The organism is Afipia dichlorophenoxyacetatis (genome assembly GCF_055386385.1).
Genome location: NZ_AP029250.1, coordinates 963,462 through 980,432, shown reverse-complemented (window position 1 = coordinate 980,432; position 16,971 = coordinate 963,462). Strand labels below are relative to the sequence as shown.

Annotated in this window: 18 protein-coding genes; 11 read left to right on the top strand and 7 right to left on the bottom strand. The window is 59.2% G+C overall.

Annotated elements, in window-relative coordinates; all coding sequences use genetic code 11:
* Positions 1-131: 131 nt before the first annotated feature.
* The 3 genes from ACZ5C3_RS04610 to mnmA form a co-directional block, all read right to left on the bottom strand.
* Positions 132-497 carry a hypothetical protein gene (locus ACZ5C3_RS04610; RefSeq protein ID WP_464035618.1) on the bottom strand — a complete coding sequence of 122 codons (366 nt, stop codon included), beginning with the start codon at positions 495-497 and terminating at the stop codon, positions 132-134.
* A gap of 210 nt (positions 498-707) precedes the next feature.
* Positions 708-1,346, bottom strand: a complete 639-nt coding sequence (locus tag ACZ5C3_RS04605; protein WP_464035616.1) for a class I SAM-dependent methyltransferase — start codon at positions 1,344-1,346, stop codon at positions 708-710.
* A gap of 28 nt (positions 1,347-1,374) precedes the next feature.
* Positions 1,375-2,553: a tRNA 2-thiouridine(34) synthase MnmA gene (gene mnmA / locus ACZ5C3_RS04600; RefSeq protein WP_464035615.1), complete on the bottom strand. Its 1,179-nt coding sequence runs from the start codon at positions 2,551-2,553 to the stop codon at positions 1,375-1,377.
* A gap of 290 nt (positions 2,554-2,843) precedes the next feature.
* Here mnmA and ACZ5C3_RS04595 point away from each other — a divergent pair, with 290 nt between their 5' ends.
* The 8 genes from ACZ5C3_RS04595 (at position 2,844) to flbD (ending at position 11,093) form a co-directional block, all read left to right on the top strand.
* A complete protein-coding gene (locus tag ACZ5C3_RS04595; RefSeq protein ID WP_464035613.1) occupies positions 2,844-4,475 on the top strand; it encodes a flagellar hook-length control protein FliK in 1,632 nt (543 codons plus the stop codon).
* Positions 4,476-4,486: 11 nt separating this feature from the next.
* On the top strand, positions 4,487-5,245 hold the full coding sequence (locus tag ACZ5C3_RS04590) for a flagellar hook assembly protein FlgD (protein ID WP_464044557.1): 759 nt from the start codon (positions 4,487-4,489) through the stop codon (positions 5,243-5,245).
* 166 nt (positions 5,246-5,411) lie between these two features.
* Positions 5,412-5,687, top strand: a complete 276-nt coding sequence (gene sciP / locus ACZ5C3_RS04585) for a CtrA inhibitor SciP (RefSeq protein ID WP_002714638.1) — start codon at positions 5,412-5,414, stop codon at positions 5,685-5,687.
* Positions 5,688-5,942: 255 nt separating this feature from the next.
* A complete protein-coding gene (gene fliF / locus ACZ5C3_RS04580; protein ID WP_464035611.1) occupies positions 5,943-7,535 on the top strand; it encodes a flagellar basal-body MS-ring/collar protein FliF in 1,593 nt (530 codons plus the stop codon).
* A 6-nt stretch (positions 7,536-7,541) separates the two neighbouring features.
* A complete protein-coding gene (fliG, locus tag ACZ5C3_RS04575) occupies positions 7,542-8,669 on the top strand; it encodes a flagellar motor switch protein FliG (RefSeq protein ID WP_464035610.1) in 1,128 nt (375 codons plus the stop codon).
* Positions 8,669-9,307 (top strand): FliH/SctL family protein, encoded by a 639-nt coding sequence (locus tag ACZ5C3_RS04570; RefSeq protein WP_464035608.1) that lies wholly within the window; start codon positions 8,669-8,671, stop codon positions 9,305-9,307. The genes fliG and ACZ5C3_RS04570 overlap by 1 nt, the downstream gene beginning before the upstream one ends.
* Entirely contained in the window at positions 9,304-9,657 is a 354-nt protein-coding gene (gene fliN / locus ACZ5C3_RS04565) for a flagellar motor switch protein FliN (protein ID WP_464035606.1), read from the top strand. Before ACZ5C3_RS04570 ends, fliN begins: the two co-directional genes overlap by 4 nt.
* Positions 9,658-9,716: 59 nt before the next feature.
* Complete coding sequence (gene flbD / locus ACZ5C3_RS04560; protein WP_464035605.1) at positions 9,717-11,093, top strand: sigma-54-dependent transcriptional regulator FlbD; 1,377 nt, start codon at positions 9,717-9,719, stop codon at positions 11,091-11,093.
* 51 nt (positions 11,094-11,144) lie between these two features.
* Here flbD and ACZ5C3_RS04555 read toward each other — a convergent pair whose 3' ends face one another.
* The 4 genes from ACZ5C3_RS04555 to ACZ5C3_RS04540 form a co-directional block, all read right to left on the bottom strand.
* The gene (locus tag ACZ5C3_RS04555; RefSeq protein WP_464038259.1) at positions 11,145-11,477 is read right to left on the bottom strand and encodes an SRPBCC family protein; all 333 of its coding nucleotides are present in this window, start codon (positions 11,475-11,477) and stop codon (positions 11,145-11,147) included.
* Positions 11,396-11,674 carry a hypothetical protein gene (locus ACZ5C3_RS04550; RefSeq protein ID WP_464038481.1) on the bottom strand — a complete coding sequence of 93 codons (279 nt, stop codon included), beginning with the start codon at positions 11,672-11,674 and terminating at the stop codon, positions 11,396-11,398. Before ACZ5C3_RS04550 ends, ACZ5C3_RS04555 begins: the two co-directional genes overlap by 82 nt.
* Positions 11,675-11,691: 17 nt before the next feature.
* Complete coding sequence (locus tag ACZ5C3_RS04545) at positions 11,692-12,930, bottom strand: aminotransferase-like domain-containing protein (RefSeq protein ID WP_464035603.1); 1,239 nt, start codon at positions 12,928-12,930, stop codon at positions 11,692-11,694.
* A 104-nt stretch (positions 12,931-13,034) separates the two neighbouring features.
* Positions 13,035-13,196 (bottom strand): hypothetical protein, encoded by a 162-nt coding sequence (locus tag ACZ5C3_RS04540; RefSeq protein WP_464035602.1) that lies wholly within the window; start codon positions 13,194-13,196, stop codon positions 13,035-13,037.
* A gap of 187 nt (positions 13,197-13,383) precedes the next feature.
* Here ACZ5C3_RS04540 and ACZ5C3_RS04535 point away from each other — a divergent pair, with 187 nt between their 5' ends.
* From ACZ5C3_RS04535 to ACZ5C3_RS04525, 3 genes are all read left to right on the top strand, one after another.
* The gene (locus ACZ5C3_RS04535; protein ID WP_464035600.1) at positions 13,384-14,493 is read left to right on the top strand and encodes an ATP-dependent DNA helicase; all 1,110 of its coding nucleotides are present in this window, start codon (positions 13,384-13,386) and stop codon (positions 14,491-14,493) included.
* Positions 14,494-14,745: 252 nt separating this feature from the next.
* A complete protein-coding gene (locus ACZ5C3_RS04530) occupies positions 14,746-16,452 on the top strand; it encodes an ArnT family glycosyltransferase (RefSeq protein WP_464035598.1) in 1,707 nt (568 codons plus the stop codon).
* Between the two features lie 146 nt (positions 16,453-16,598).
* Positions 16,599-16,970 carry a BA14K family protein gene (locus tag ACZ5C3_RS04525; protein ID WP_464035596.1) on the top strand — a complete coding sequence of 124 codons (372 nt, stop codon included), beginning with the start codon at positions 16,599-16,601 and terminating at the stop codon, positions 16,968-16,970.
* Position 16,971: the final 1 nt, after the last annotated feature.

Genomic DNA, 16,971 nt, shown 5'->3' with positions numbered 1-16,971 from the left:
CCTTCAATAGGCCAGGATATCGATTTCTGTTTAACTCTACTCCAGCCCCTTAAGAGACCGATATTCCTTGTTCCAGCCTCGCATAAGTCCGCAGGGGCGAAATTCTCGGCTCGACCCCGTATCATTATTCCTCATTTCGGCCTGACGTTCGGATCCCCTCCCGGGCCGCCGGGCGGTGGAATGACAGGCATGGTCCCGCCTTGCGGTGTCGGCGCATGGATTTCAGGGTCGACACCGGGCGGCGGACATAAAACGCCGTCGGATTTGGCCAGCTTGTCACCAAGCGAACTCGATCCCTGCCCCGTCGTGGTTCCTTTGGGGGCAACCGTGCTGTTTTGAGGTACTGCTTCGGTCGGGGTGCAACGGGTGTCGCGAGCCGGGTTCGGTGGTGCGGTCTGTGCCGGCGGTGTCGCAGGTGCAGGAGGCGCCTGCGCTCCGGCCGTCGCGAGGTATAAAGGCAGCGTACAAATCAATGCGACCGAGAGTCTTGCTTTCATGCAAGGCCAACGACGTCCGCACGCGGATGTTCCGCACCGGTGTGGCGGTTCAGAAGTCCGCATCATTCATACGGCGAGGCCAAAATGCGGACTTCTGAACCAAAGCCATACTAGATCAATCACTTGCTAGTGTCCCTCGATTCCGAAGTTCGCAAACGAAGGTGTGCCTCTCGATGATGCGAACTTCGGAATCGAGACACTCGCTGACGGTCAGCCCTTGCGATAGCGAATGAGCGAAAAGTGGCCCATCGGGGGCATCGGGCGGCGTTCAATCAAGGTGACACCGCCATGTTTAGCCGCCCAGTTTGTCAGCCGATCCCACGGGAATTCCGGCCGCCAGCCAAGTCTCCGTGCCAGCGGGGCGAACGCGAGTTCGAAAATTTTACGCGGACCGCTTTCCGCGCCGATGTGATTGACCAGAATGAGCTCGCCGCCCGGCTTCAGCACGCGGACGAAATCATCGAGTGTTCCTTCGGGATCCGGCACCGCCGTGATGACATATTGCGCCACCACCGCATCAAACGCGCCGTCCGGGAACGCGAGATTTTTGGCGTCCATCACCGACAAGGTCTCAACATTGGTGAGGTTGAGAGCACGAACACGCTCCTGCGCCCGACGCAGCATCGGTTCGGAAATATCGACGCCGCACAATCTGGTTGTCCGTGAGTAATCCGACAACGACAAGCCAGTGCCGACACCAACGTCCAGCACCCGCCCTCCAATCGCGTCAGCGATCGCGATGGTCGATTTGCGGCCGTGATCGAACACCGCACCAAACACGAAATCGTACACCGGCGCCCAGGCCGCATAGGCCCTCGCCACGCCGGCGCGGTCGATATCGTTACTCATTTGCCCAGCCCCGCTCTTGCTGCGCCTGCTACTCAGCCAGCGCTGCACGCAACCCAGGCTTCTCGCGTGAATGCCGCGGCGTAGCGCTCTTGATGAAGCCGCCGCCAAGCACCCGTGCCTGCCCCGATGGCGCATCATAGAACACACAGGCCTGACCGGGCGAGACGCCTTCTTCGCCGTCAACCAGCTCAACTTCGTAGTTGCCATCGATCCGGCGCAACCACGCCGGCTGCGGCGCGCGGGTCGAGCGGACTTTGACGAACATTTCAAGTCCGCCTGCGACCGCCTGCTCGAGCGCGCCATCACCGATCCAGTTCACGTCGCGCAAGAGGATACGCCTGACATTCAGCGCCTCGCGCGGACCCACGACCACCCTGCGCGTATCTGCATCAAGATGAACGACGTAGAGCGGAGCACTTGCCGCGATTCCCAGACCGCGACGCTGCCCGATGGTGAAATTGACGATGCCCTGATGGTGGCCAATGACGTGCCCGTCGAGGTCAACGATATCGCCCGGCTCCATGGCATTCGGCTTCAGCCGCTCGATCACGTCCGTGTAACGGCCCGTCGGCACAAAACAGATGTCCTGGCTGTCCTGCTTGTCCGCCACAGACAAGCCGAACCGGCGCGCCAAGTCGCGGGTCTGTGCCTTGGTCATATCGCCGAGCGGAAAGCGCACGTCGGCCAGCTGCTCCTGCGTCGTTGCAAACAGGAAGTAGCTCTGGTCGCGGTCGGCATCCGCGGCGCAGACCAGCGCACGCGATCCATCCGCCAGACGGCGGGACGCAATATAGTGGCCAGTGGCCAGCGCTTTTGCGCCAAGGTCCCTCGCCGTTGCAAGAAGGTCACGAAACTTGATCGAGCGGTTGCACTCGATGCACGGCACCGGCGTTTCACCGTGCACATAACTCTCGGCAAAGCTCTCGATCACCGATTCACGAAACCGGCTTTCGTAGTCGAGCACATAATGCGGGATGCCGATCCGTTCCGCGACGTCGCGCGCATCGTGAATGTCCCGGCCCGCGCAGCATGCGCCCTTGCGATGGGTCGCCGCGCCATGATCGTAGAGCTGCAGCGTGATGCCGACGACGTCGTAACCTTCCGCCTTCAGCAACGCCGCCGTGGCTGAGGAATCAACGCCGCCTGACATAGCGACGACGACCCGGGTATCCTCCGGGCGACCTTCGAGGTCGAGGCTGTTGAGCATGGTTCCGGCCGATCTTGTTGTTGCCACAACGATTGCAGGGAACCGGCGGCATCAAACTTGGGGTGTTTATCTTTATTTATAGCTCGCTCCCCCGCGAAGCAATCGCAGCCGACTTGATCTCCTCTAGGGGCAAAACTTGCCGGGCGGGCAGAAAAACGCTGGTTCTTCGCTCCGTTCCCAGCTCTGGCTGCTCGAAGCAAAACATTGAAAATGTACGATTTTTTACAAGAATCAGGGATTGGCCCGGTCCTTGCTGAACAGTTATGAACCTCTATCGTGAAAGGTCTCCCGTGTTCAGTACCACTCATGAAATTGCCTCGTCTGCGCCGGCTTACACCGCACGACCGAAGCAACCGCAGTCGGCGCCGGCGCCATCGGATGGCTTCGCCGCGCTGATTGACAGTGCTGCGCCCGCGTCACCCGACACCCGCGGTGTTCCGCAGCCCACCCAGCCACAACGCTCAGACAACGCCACCCGCGACACCGCCCCTCAGGACGCTCCTGGCGCGGCGCAGGCGACCTCCGCTCCAACGGACGCGAAGGACGCACCCGTCACCGATAGCAAGACGACCCATCAGACCGGCAAGACGGCTGCGGACGGCCAGGGTCCGACCAAGGGAAACGGAACCGGCAAAGTATCGTCCGATGGCAAGAAGGACGGCGACCAGACCAAAGACGGCAAAACTGACGCTTCGGTAGCAGCATCGTCTGCCGTTGCTGTCGATCCGAACGCCGCCGCCGCTGTCGCTGTCGTTGTGCCCGTCGCGACGGCTCCAGCCTCATCCCCCACGGGCGATGTGCAAGCGGCAATCGAAGCCATCACCGGAACGCCGGCGACCACCGCGGCCCAAACCGCGGGAAAAGCCGATCCGTCTGCGGCCGTTGACACTTCGAACGCCAGGTCGGACGCCAATAAAAATGCCACGCCTTCGACCGACCCGAAATTAGCTACAGCAACCGCGGCGGATGCCACGAAGCTTTCCACGCCAGAGGCGGCAGAAGTCGCCACTGCCGCAATCGCCACCGCAACTATGGCGCAGCAACCGCAGGGAGCTGGCAAGACCAAAACCGCAGAGGCCTCGGCAAAGACCGGCGCGTCCAACAAGGGTGGCGACAAGCAAGTCATCGAGTCATCGACAGCATCTGCCTCCCCACAGCAGACGGCAGAACCGGCGAAGGTGCAAAAGACAGGGTCTAAGGCAGACACCGGCTCTGAGAAGCCCGTGACTGAAAAGTCAGAGACTGACAAGACTGAGACCAAGCAGGACGCCGCAGCAACTTCAACGGATGACACGGATTCGTCCAAGACCGCCAAGGCGCCGCTTGCACAGACGACCGAGCATCGCCCGACACCTGCTGCTCCGACTGTCCAGCCGCTTCAGCCTGATCCAAGTGTCCTCGTTGCAAATAACCAGTCGCAGCAGCTTCAGCTGAACGTTCCTAACGTCGCAGCAGCGCCTGCCCCGCAGTTGACGGCGACGGTGCTCGCTGGCGGTGCTCCTGTTCCGCTGGATGGGCTGGCGGCCGACATCGCGCTACGCGCGGCCGGCGGCAACAGCCGCTTTGAAATCCGCCTCGATCCCGCTGAGCTTGGACGCATCGACGTTCGCCTCGACGTTGACAAGCACGGTCAAGTGACCTCGCACCTCACAGTCGAGCGCCCTGCAACACTCGACATGTTGCGGCGGGATGCACCGCAATTGCAGCAGGCACTGGAAGATGCCGGCCTGAAAACCGGAGACAGCGGTCTGCAATTCAGCCTTCGCGATCAATCATCGTCCGGTCAGCAAAACGATAACGGTTCAGGCCGCCAGTCACAGCGCCTGGTCATTGCAGAAGAAAACGCCGCGCCCGCACAAGCTGCAGGACGCAGCTATGGCCGCATGCTCGGATCGAGCGGCGGCGTCGACATCAGGGTTTAAGGAGATAAATTATGGCCGTCAGTTCCACGACCCCAAATCAAGCGCCCGTCCCCACATCAGCGCCATCGACAACCCCTGCTTCAAGCAGCAGCAGCTCGAGCTCCGACGCAAGCGGCGCGGGCGGTATTGCGGATAACTTCCAGCAGTTCCTCACACTGCTGACCACGCAGTTGCAGAACCAGAACCCGCTCGATCCGCTGGATACCAACCAGTTCACCCAGCAGCTCGTGCAATTCGCGCAGGTCGAACAACAGCTCAAGACCAACGATTCGCTGACCTCGCTCGTCAACATCGAGAAGTCGGGGCAAACGACGCAAGCGCTGGTCTACGTCGGTCAGACTGTCGCAGTCGATGGCAGTACGGCTATGTTCGATGGACATGCCACCTGGAATCTGACGGCTCCGAAGGATGTGGCAGCGACAATCACGATTGAGGATTCGCAAGGCCGCACCGCTTATACGGGCAACATGAATATCAAAGGCGGTGACTTCAGTTTCGTCTGGGACGGCAAGGGCAATGACGGCACGCAATGGCCCACCGGCAACTACAAGATGACGATCACTGCCCAGGACAGCAACGGTAACAACGTGGCCATTCCGACCGAAGTACAGGGTCTGGTCGATTCCGTCGATCTCACCGGAAGCCCTGCTTTGCTCTCGATCGGCGGCCAAAACTACACAACCGATCAGATCAAACGCGTCGTGGCTCCAAACGCTGGCAGCGGAAACAACGGCAGCGGTAGCAACGGCAGCGGTGGAACCAGTAGCTAATCCTGTCTCAACAGTCCTCTCGACCGGAGCCTCTCCAGGGCCGGGTTGACACTTTTGAGACAAATCGAAGGAGAATCGTATTCGAGGCTTGGGTTTAGGCAAATTTTAAGCGGCGGGGGGTAGGGTCATCTCACGAGTTCAGTAGTTTCGAGTTTGTGAGTACACCATGACAGAACCCCACCGCCCGAGGGTGAAGTACGTCATCGGGCCCGATGGAAGTCCGTTAACGATTGCGGACCTTCCCGCGCCCGGAACCAAGCGATGGGTCATCCGTCGCAAAGCCGAGGTCGTGGCCGCTGTTCGCGGTGGCCTGTTGTCCCTCGAAGAAGCCTGCAGCCGTTATACGCTGACTGTTGACGAATTCCTGTCCTGGCAATTCTCCATCGACCAGCATGGTCTAGCCGGATTGCGCACTACCCGCATCCAGCAATATCGCCAGTAAGACCCCGATATTTACTTTTCATTAGTGTTTCAAAGCCGGCTTCAGACCTGAAGCCGGCTTTGACGCTATTGGTCAGTAAAATGCAGCCGAGACACAACCTTCAATCCGTAAAAATTTTTCCTTCCCGTGATGGCGCCGGTGACCAATTTTAAGAATTGCGTAGGAGCCGTTAACCGCCGTTAACCATATGGAAACCATATCTAGGCAAATTCTGCCCAGTGGCACGTGGTGCCGAATCTTGGGGCGGGCTGAGTCTTGCAAGGTCTATTGGAATTTTTGAAAAGTCTGGGCGCAGCACGCATGGCAGCGATGGGCGCCGTGACGCTGGCTCTCATCGGCTTCTTCGGCTTCGTCATCATGCGCGTCACAACGCCGCCCATGATGACCCTCTTCACGGATCTGAGCTACGAAGACTCCTCGGCAATCATCAAGGATCTCGAGCGCCAGAACATCCCCTACGAAATGAAGAACGACGGCGCCGTCATTATGGTGCCGAAGGACAAAGTCACACGGCTGCGCATGAAGCTGGCCGAAGGCGGCCTGCCCAAAGGTGGTGGCATCGGTTACGAGATCTTTGATAAGTCCGACGCCCTAGGCTCCACCAGCTTCGTCCAGAACATCAATCACCTGCGTGCTCTCGAAGGCGAACTGGCCCGCACCATCAAGGGCATCGACCGCATTCAGGCCGCACGTGTCCACCTCGTACTGCCCGAACGGCCGCTGTTCTCGCGTGAAACACCGGAGCCTTCGGCTTCCATCGTGCTGCGGGTCCGTGGGGCACTCGAGCCGCAGCAGGTTCGTGCGATCCGCCACATTGTTGCCTCCGCCGTGAATGGCATGAAGGCACAGCGCGTCTCGATCGTCGACGAAACCGGACAGTTGTTGGCCAACGGCGCCGCCGAAGACGGCGCCAGCGATGGCGCCGGCGGTGACGAACGCCGCTCGGCCTATGAAAAACGCTTGCGCGACCAGGTCGAGGGGATTGTTTCGTCCGTTGTCGGCGCCGGCCGAGCCCGCGTCCAGCTTTCCGCCGATTTCGACTACAACAAGATCACACAGACCTCCGACAAGTTCGATCCGGAAGGTCGCGTGCTGCGGTCGAGCCAGTCGCGCGAAGAAGCCTCCCAGACGTCAGACGGCAAAGACGGCCAGGTCACCGTCAACAACGAACTTCCCGGCAATCAGGGACAGAATTCGGCAAACGCAGCGAAGGACCAAAGCAAGAAGAGCGAGGAAATCAACAACTACGAGATTTCCCGCGTCACCAAGACCGAGGTCATCGAAGCCGGCCGTGTCAATCGCATCTCCGTCGCCGTGCTCGTCGACGGCAGCTACACTAAGAACGACAAGGGTGAAGTCGTCTACGCCGCCCGCCCGCAAGAAGAACTCGATCGCATCGGCACCTTGGTCCGCTCGGCCATCGGTTTCGATCAGAAGCGCGGTGACCAGGTCGAGGTGGTCAATCTGCGGTTCGCGGAAGGCCCGTCCATGATTCCATCACAGGAGCCGAAAGGCTTCCTCGGAATGTTCCAGTTCACCAAAGACGACATCATGTACTTCGTCGAACTCGGGGTGATGATGATCCTGGGTCTGGTCGTGGTGTTCATGGTGGTGCGCCCGCTCCTCAAGCGTGTGCTGGCCGCCGATCCTAAGCCGGAGCTTGTTGAGCCGCCGCTGGTGACTGCCGAAATTGAGCCGGCCCAGCTTGTCGCAAACTCCATGATCGACGTCGCGCAGGTTCAAGGCCAGGTCCACGCTCAATCCGTACAGCGTGTCGGCGAACTCGCTGAACGCAATCCGAACGAGACCGTCTCCATCATCCGTCAATGGCTCGCAGAACCGGCGTAACCCGACATGGCAACATCTCCAGCTCTGACCAATACTCCGACGTCCCAGTCTTCCGCCGACACCGTTGCGGCCAACACCAGTGACATCACCGGTGTTGTCGCCACGCTCGCGAGCCGCCAGAGCGGCCGCGCCCAAAGTGCGCCCTTGTCCGGACCAAGACGTGCGGCCATTATGATGCTGGCGCTTGGCGAGAAGTACGGCGCCAAGGTCTGGTCTTTGCTACACGACGACGAGGTGCGTGAGCTGTCCGGGGTCATGGCCAACCTGGGTACCGTCGAAGCGGAAGTTGTTGAAGACCTGCTGCTGGAATTCGTCTCACGCATGTCGGCATCCGGCGCTCTCATGGGTAACTTCGACGCGACCGAACGTCTGCTGCATCAATATCTGCCATCCGATCGCGTGACCGGCATCATGGATGAAATCCGCGGCCCGGTTGGCCGCAACATGTGGGAAAAACTCTCCAACGTGCAGGAAGAGGTTCTCGCCAACTACCTCAAGAATGAATACCCGCAGACCATTGCCGTCGTCCTGTCGAAGCTGAAGCCCGAACACGCCGCGCGCGTGCTGGCAATCCTCCCGGAGGATATGGCCCTCGATGTCGTCGGCCGCATGCTCAAGATGGAAGCGGTTCAAAAGGAAGTCGTCGAGCGCATCGAGCAGACCCTGCGGGTTGAGTTCATGTCGAACCTGTCGCAGACGCGCCGGCGCGATGCTCACGAAGTGATGGCCGAAATCTTCAACAACTTCGACCGTCAGACCGAAACGCGCTTCCTGACCTCCTTGGAAGAGGACAATCGTGAATCCGCCGAACGCATCAAGGCGCTGATGTTCACCTTCGACGATCTGGTGAAACTCGACGCCGGCTCTGCCCAGACGCTCATGCGCCATGTCGACAAGGACAAGCTCGGTATTGCATTGAAGGGCGCCAACGAAACAGTTCGCGACTTCTTCCTCGGCAACATGTCGAGCCGCGCTGCCAAAATGCTCACCGACGACATGGCGGCAGCCGGTCCCGTCCGGCTGCGCGACGTCGACGAAGCGCAGGCCCTCCTGGTCAATCTTGCCAAGGATCTCGCCGCCAAAGGTGAAATCATGCTGCAAAAGAACCGCGCTGACGACGAGTTGGTATATTGATGGGTGCGCCAGCAAAATTCCTTTTCGACGTCGACTTCGCCCCACCGGCGAAGGATACGAATGCCGGCAAGGAACACGTCCCAACCGCGGAAGAGATTGCCAAGCAAGTCGCAGACGCCGAGGCGCGCAGCTATCGCGCAGGCTTCGATGCGGCCCAGCGCGAAGCCAAGGTCTTGAGCGACCGGCAGATGGCGCAAGCCCTCGCCGGCATCGATTCTTCAGTCGCAGCCATCGCCAAGAGCTTTGCAACCGTCGAAAATCGGATGGAAACAGAGGCGGTCGAAGTTGCTCTGGCCGTGGCGCGGAAGCTCTGCACTGAACTAATGGCTGCGGAGCCCCTGACGGAAATCACCGCGCTGGTCAGCGATTGCTTCCGGCATCTGACGTCCACACCGCATATCGTCGTCCGGATCAACGACTCGCTTTATGATTCCGCCCGGGAGCGGATCGAACAGCTCGCCAAGCGCAGCGGCTTTGAAGGGCGCCTTGTTATCCTTGCCGAACCTGACATTCCAACCGGCGACTGCAAAATAGAATGGGCCGACGGTGGCGTCACGCTCGACCGCGCGGCGATCGATACCAAAATCAATGAATTAGTCGGGCGCTATCTGGTGTCCCGCAACGGGGGTCAATCATGAGTGACACAGACGGCAACATTCCGCTTCCAGATCTCAATGCTGCTGACGCGCCACCGCTCGATGATCAGGAGATGTTCGACGACGATGACTACGGTGGCAGGATCGCCTCTGACCTCGAAGCAGTTTTCGACGTTCCGGTACAGGTTTCTGCTGTTCTCGGCCGATCCAAAATGGACGTTGGCAATCTGCTGAAGCTAGGGCCTGGCACAGTTCTCGAACTCGATCGCCGCGTCGGCGAAGCCATCGACATTTATGTCAACAACCGGCTTGTTGCACGCGGTGAAGTCGTCCTCGTGGAGGACAAGCTTGGCGTGACCATGACTGAAATCATCAAGGCTGAACGCGCTTAATCATTCTGCATTAACGACCTGCCGCCGCGAATGGTGCGGGATATCAACAGGAGTATACCATGCGGCTTCTCATTGTTGGCACTTTGAAAGGACAGCTCACTACGGCGACCAAGATCGCCATGGAGAGCGGTGCAACGGTGACCCACGCCGAGGACAGCGAGCAGGCAATGCGCGTTGTCCGCGGCGGCAAAGGTGCAGATCTTTTGCTGGTCGATGTTGCATTGGATATCCGCGACCTCGTGATGCGACTGGAGGCGGAGCACATTCATGTGCCGATCGTCGCCTGTGGCATCACCACCGACGCCCGGGCGGCAGTCGCGGCGATCCATGCGGGGGCGAAAGAATACATTCCTCTCCCCCCCGATCCGGAATTGATCGCGGCAGTTCTAGCAGCGGTCGCAAACGATTCCCGCGATCTCATCTACCGTGATGAAGTGATGGCAAAGGTCATCAAGCTGGCCCAGCAGATCGCCGGCTCCGATGCCTCCGTCATGATTACCGGCGAGTCCGGCACCGGTAAGGAAGTCCTCGCGCGCTACGTTCATACCCGCTCGAACCGCGCCAAACGGCCCTTCATCTCAGTCAACTGCGCGGCGATCCCCGAACACCTCCTGGAATCCGAACTCTTCGGCCACGAGAAAGGAGCCTTCACTGGCGCCATCGCACGGCGTATCGGCAAGTTCGAGGAAGCCACCGGCGGCACGCTGCTGCTGGACGAAATCTCGGAAATGGACGTGCGGCTGCAATCGAAACTGCTGCGCGCTATTCAGGAGCGCGTGATCGATCGCGTCGGCGGCACGCGTCCCGTTCCGGTCGACATCCGCATTATCGCGACCTCGAACCGCAACCTTTCGGATGCGGTGCGCGAAGGCACGTTCCGCGAGGACCTGCTGTTCCGGCTCAATGTCGTCAACTTGAAGATTCCGGCGCTCCGCGACCGGCCGGCTGACATCCTCGAACTCGCGCAACACTTTGCCAAGAAATACTCCGATGCCAATGGTGTTCCGCTGCGGCCCATTTCCGCTGAGGCGCGACGTGTCCTGACCACCAATCGGTGGCAAGGCAACGTCCGTGAACTCGAGAACACCTTGCACCGCGCGGTGCTGATGGCAAACGGTGATGAAATTGGTGCGGACGCGATCCTGTCACCCGATGGTGATCGGCTCGATCTCACCAAGACTGCTCCGGTCGTGGCTCACGCGACGCTTGCCGCAGAGCAAGTGACGCGCGCACTGGTTGGCCGCACAGTCGCCGACGTCGAGCGAGATCTCATTCTCGAAACCCTGAAGCACTGCCTCGGCAATCGCACCCATGCCGCGAATATTCTCGGCATCTCCATCCGAACGCTGCGCAACAAGCTGAACGAATATGCTGACGACGGTCAGCCGATCCCGCCGCCCGGATCGGGTGAGTTGCGAGGCGCGGCTGCGGCCTGATCACGAACCACTCAACAAACGCCGGCGCAGGATTAATCCTCGCCGGCGTTTTTATTTTGCCTCGACCAGCCCTTTGATGCTGGCGAGCCCTTTCTCCATTTCGCCGCCTAGAATCTTGTCCATGCTGACGACAAGACACATGGCCTTGCCGATGAAATCGTTCTCACCAAACATCGTCCAGGATACCACGGTGCCAGCACCTTCAGGACGCAAGGTAAATTCGCTGTAGCTACTGCCCACGAACGGCTTTACAAAGTCGGTACGTGTCCTGACGAGACTATCTGGCGTGCTCTCAACCATCGTCATCCGTCCCTCGCCGACTTTGCTGTTGCCGGACCATGCAAAGATGGCGCCCTTGCCGGCGACAGGGCCTTCAAACGACACTTTTGCTGCTGGATCGAGCTTGGACCATGGTGCCACGCTTCCCAGCGATGGAAGTCGTTAAGCTGAGCAAAGATGTCCTGTGCGGGTGCCGTCATTGTCAGCGTACGCGACACACGATATTCGGACGGCTGGATGATGATGAGCGCAACCAGCACGACCAGCAGCGTCGCAAGACCGAATAGAACTTTCTTCAGCAACGGCCTTCCCCAATCCTCTACTTCGCGGCCCGCTCGACGTTCGCGCTTCTGCTCGGCACGCCGAATTCGCGGCGGCAGACTTCGGCGAGTGCCGCAACGCCATCTCGAATTTCCTGCACCGACGGGCTGGCGAAGCACAGCCTCAGCCTGCTTTTGCTATGCGAGCCGTTGGTGGACCATTCCGTTCCTGGATTGATGGCAATCCCCGATGCCAGCGCCTGCTGATACAGCTTCATCGTATCGACGTTATCCGGCAACTTAACCCAGAGGAAGATACCGCCCTTCGGCTCTTCAAATTCAGCCGCTGTTCCGAACTGCTCTGCGAGTGCATCCATCAACGCATCCAGCTTGGCACGGAGGCCGCGCGTCAGCTTCGGCACATGATCCGTAAAATGAGCTGTACAGAATTCCGAGAGAACCATCTGTTCCAGTGCACCAGACCCGGCATCTGTCTTGATGGGTAGAATGCGTGACAGCACCGACCATGGTGCGACGATGTAACCAACACGCAAAGCCGGCGCGACTGATTTCGAGAACGAGCCGATGTGAATGACACCGCCATTCCTGCTCATGGCATAAAGCGCCGGCGGACGCTGGCCGTTCCAGATCAAATCCGCGTAACAGTCATCTTCAAAGATCGGCACACCATAATCTTCCGACAGCTTGAGCAGTTCCTGCCGGCGCTGTTCGCTCAGGATCGTACCCGTGGGGTTCTGCACCGTAGGGATGGTGTAGATGTATTTCGGTCGGATACCCTTGCGCTTGAGGTTTTCAAGCGCCTCCGCGACCGCATCGATCCGTATCCCTTCACTATCGAGCGGAATACCGACGATGTTGACGCCGCGCCGAACTAGCCGGGTGATCGAGCCCTGATAGCATTCCTGTTCGATCAGCACCGTGTCACCGGACGACGTCAGAATGCTGTTGATCAGATCGAGCCCTTGCAGGGAGCCCGACGTGATGAGGATTTCATCCGCGGTGCAGGTGATGCCGGCATCACGCTTGAGCTTGCCGATCAGAAACTCGCGCAGCGGCCGATAACCAAGCGGCCCGCTGTTGAGGCCGTAGGTCGAAAGAGTCTTGCCTTCGCGCGTCAACACGGCGGTCGATGCCGCCAGCAGCCGATCGACCGGAACCTGATCGGGATCGTTATTGCCGCCGACGAAATTGTACTTTGGAAAGCCATTCCATTTCGCTGCAGCAGGGGGTAACCCGTCGGCCAGCAGCGGTGCGAAGTCGAACGATGCGGCGGTCATGAGGGCGTCTCTCCATTTTTTGTTGCTTGCATGAGGCTTCCCTCATTCGCCGTTTTCCGGCTGTTCCGTTTTATAGAAGCACCCGCGGGTGGCGTGCAACCGCATCAAACCCGCGCTGGCCGGTCGGATCGTTCATAGATGACCGGCGGCCGCGCATCGGGCTCGCCGGCGGTATAGTGGCGGTAGAAATTGAAGGCGAACAGGCCAAACACTGTGATGATGAAGAGGATGACGATTGCGACGACAAGACGTTTGAAAAACTTCACCACCTACCCCGTTCAATCAGTCCATTGCTTCGTCGGAGTGCACTTTACTGGATATTCGCGAGCTTCGATTAGGAATTGCTACTGTTTCGAGACGCCGGGGTCACTATATTCCTGCCCATCATGACAGCGAGTCGGCTATGCATCTGACCGGCACGTCTTCCAGCTCCCCGTAAATTGTCCAAACAACATGGCGACTTTCACACCGCATCAAGATCAGGCTCTTCAGGCCGTTTCAGACTGGCTCAAAGCCAAGCCTGGCAAGGGCAACACGCCGCCGGTTTTTCGGCTGTTCGGCTATGCCGGCACGGGAAAGACGACGCTTGCGCGGCATATTGCCGACGGTGTCAGCGGCAATGTGAAATTTGCTGCCTTCACCGGCAAGGCCGCGCTGGTGATGCGGAACAAGGGTTGCGATAACGCCTCCACGATTCACTCGTTGATTTACCGCACCCGGGAATCCGGCGAAGAGCAGCCAAACTTCGAGCTATGGGATGATGCGCCTGCCTCGAAGGCCAAGCTGATTGTCATCGACGAATGTTCGATGGTGGATGCAGAGCTCGGCCGCGATTTGATGTCCTTCGACTGCCCTCTGCTGGTTCTGGGTGACCCGGCGCAGCTGCCCCCGATCCAGGGTGGCGGCTTTTTCACCGACTCCGAACCCGATGCCATGCTGACCGAAGTGCATCGCCAGGCTCAGGACGATCCGATCGTGCGGATGTCGATGGCGGTGCGCGAAGGCCGCACATTGGACGTCGGAACATTCGGCGAGAGCGAGGTGGTTCGGCGAGATAGCCTTGATCCCGACCGGGTGATGGCAGCCGATCAGATTCTCGTCGGCCGCAACAACACGCGCCGTTCTTACAACATGCGCGTGCGGCAAAAGCAGAACATCGAAGATCCGCTGCCGGTGGCTGGCGACAAGCTGGTCTGCCTGCGAAACAACCGCAAGAAAGCCCTCTTCAACGGTGGACTGTGGCGCGTGAAGGCCCGGGCAACGTCAAAATCTCAGATCATCACCATGCGGCTGTCGCCCGAGGAAGAATTCGGCGCGAAGGTCACCAAGGTCTCTGTCCGCGCAGATTGTTTCGCGGGCGGCATCGAGGATATTCCGTGGGAGCAACGCCGCCCCTACGACGAATTCGACTACGGCTACGTGCTCACCGTGCACAAATCGCAAGGGTCGCAATGGAATGATGTCGTCCTGTTCGATGAAAGTTTTGCATTTCAGGACAGCCGCGCCCGCTGGCTGTACACTGGCATCACGCGAGCGGCCAAACGACTGACGATCGTCGTCTAGACCTTGGTCCTGATTGCATCAGAACCAAGCTCTAGATTCTTTGTTTTGACGCGTTTTCTTCACGCGAACCGGTAATCACTTCGCTCGAAAACGCTATAATACCTTTTTCTTAGGCCACCTTCCGCACCGCAAAACGTAATTTGCTTGAGCGGTCCTCCGTTCCCCACCTATGGTTTCCCCAAGCTGGCCCAAGACGCCGGCAAAGGGGGACACGTCGCCTGTGCGACGAGGGGATGAGGGGCATCTATTGGCATGAGCGATTCCGTTAGCGGACAGCTCGGACAAACCGAGCCACGACGGTCTTTGCGTGCTGTTATCCGGACGCAAGCAAAACAGGCCCAGAGCTGGATCGCCGCGCGCGATGCCTTCGATCTCGCTTCAGCGTGTGCATTGGTGGTCCTGCTGGCGGTCGTGTTCTGGACCTTCCAGGACTATGCCATCTCCAACGACGAAGGCCTGCAAAACCGTTACGGCGAACTGATCATCGCCTATTACAAAAGCGGATTTACCGATCAGTCCCTGTTCAAGTTTGACAATCTCTATCTTTATGGTGGGCTGTTCGACGTTTCCGCAGTCCTGCTCGGCAACATCCTTCCCCTTGATATTTACGAACTGCGCCATCTCCTCTGCGCCCTGATCGGCATCGGTGGCATTGCCGTCACAGGCGCAACTGCGCGGCTGATTGCCGGTCCACGCGCGGGATTCTTCGCCATTGTAGCGCTTGCGCTGTGCGGCTCATGGTATGGCGGCATGTTCAACCACACCAAGGGCGTCCCACTGGCCACGTTCATGGCTGGCGCAACCTATTTTCTGATCCGCGCCACGCGCGACTTGCCGATTCCGCGCATGCGCTACGTGATCGGTCTCGGCGTGATGACGGGCGCAGCCCTTGGCATCAGATCGCTGAGCCTTTTGCTCTTTGGATATGCCGGCCTCGCCATCCTGATGAACTTGCCCAGACCCATCGCCGGATACTGGAAAGAACGAGCGCAATTCGTCCTGACATCGATGCTGTGGCTCTTGCCCGGGGTCGTCGCCGCGTATGTGATCATGGTCGCCGCATGGCCTTACGCAGCGCTCTCCCCGCTCAATCCGATACGCGGCCTGATTTCATTCGGCGACTTCCACTATCACATCCGCACGATCATTTTCGGCCGGATGTACGAGATGGCTGACGTGCCCCGTTACTACATTCCGACCTACATCGCGATCAGGCTTCCGTTGCTGACGCTATGCGCAGCAGTCCTGATGACCACGCTGATCGCAGTCCCCGCATTGACATCCGGTCGAACCGACAACCGCCGGCGCCGGCGCGAGATCGGCTTGATCGCGTTCACGGCATTCTTTCCGGTACTGTGTCAGGTGATCACGCAGGGCCCTGCGCTGGATGGCTGCAGGCACTTCCTGTTCGTATTCCCGCCTATCGCAGTTCTGGCAGGCATCGGGCTCAGCAACGGCATCGGGTTACTGAAACGCTGGCACCGCAACGCGATGATCGGCGGCCTCACCCTCGTTGGTGCTTGTTATGCCTGGACAGCAACCAAACTCATCGAGCTCCATCCCCATGAATACCTTTACTACAATCAACTTGTCGGCGGGCTGGAGGGTGCATCACGACGCTTCGTCACGGACTATTGGGTCAACATCATGCCGGAGGCCGTCGAGGAATTGCACGATTTCCTGGAGCGTACAGAACCTGCCACCGCCAAGACACGTGACTACCGAGTGGCCGTGTGTGGTGAACGGGTCTCATATGAAGAATATGCACAGCCCAATCTGCACTGGATCAAGATGCCTGACTGGCGTTACGCGGATTTTTATATCGCACCAACACACATGAACTGCGACCGCAATCTCGATGGCACAACGGTTGCGACAATCGAGCGTATGGGCGTGATCATCGGTGTCGTCAAAGATCGCCGCGCAATCCGCGCGCACGGCTATAAGCCCACAGAATGAAACGGTAAACAATCCACATTTCAGTGCGCGACATTTGACACCGATTTTTAATCTGCGTTTCATCAAACGTGTGGCATAGTTGCATCGCTTCGCTGTGCGAAGGTTTGAAGTCCATTCACGTACCAATCTCAAGAAAAGGAAGTCATATGCGAACAGCAAGACGTCTTGCGGTGGCAATGCTCGTCGGCTCGATGACGCTCGCCTCTTCGCTGCCAGCAACTTCAGCGCCGTTGATGAACAACGCCAGCTTCTCCAAAGCCGCCTCGTCCAGCGACGTGACGAACGTGCAGTATCGCCGGTGGCACCGGAATGGCTATTATCGGCGAGGCGGTGGCGGCGGCACAGCCGCAGGAATCGGCATCGGTCTTGCCGCGGGCGCCATCATCGGCGGCGCAATCGCCGCATCTGCTGCACAGGCCAATCAAAATGCGGCCTATTGCGCACAGCGCTATCGCTCCTATGACCCACGCTCGGGCACGTATCTGAGCACCAACGGCAATCGGTATCCCTGCCCTTAAA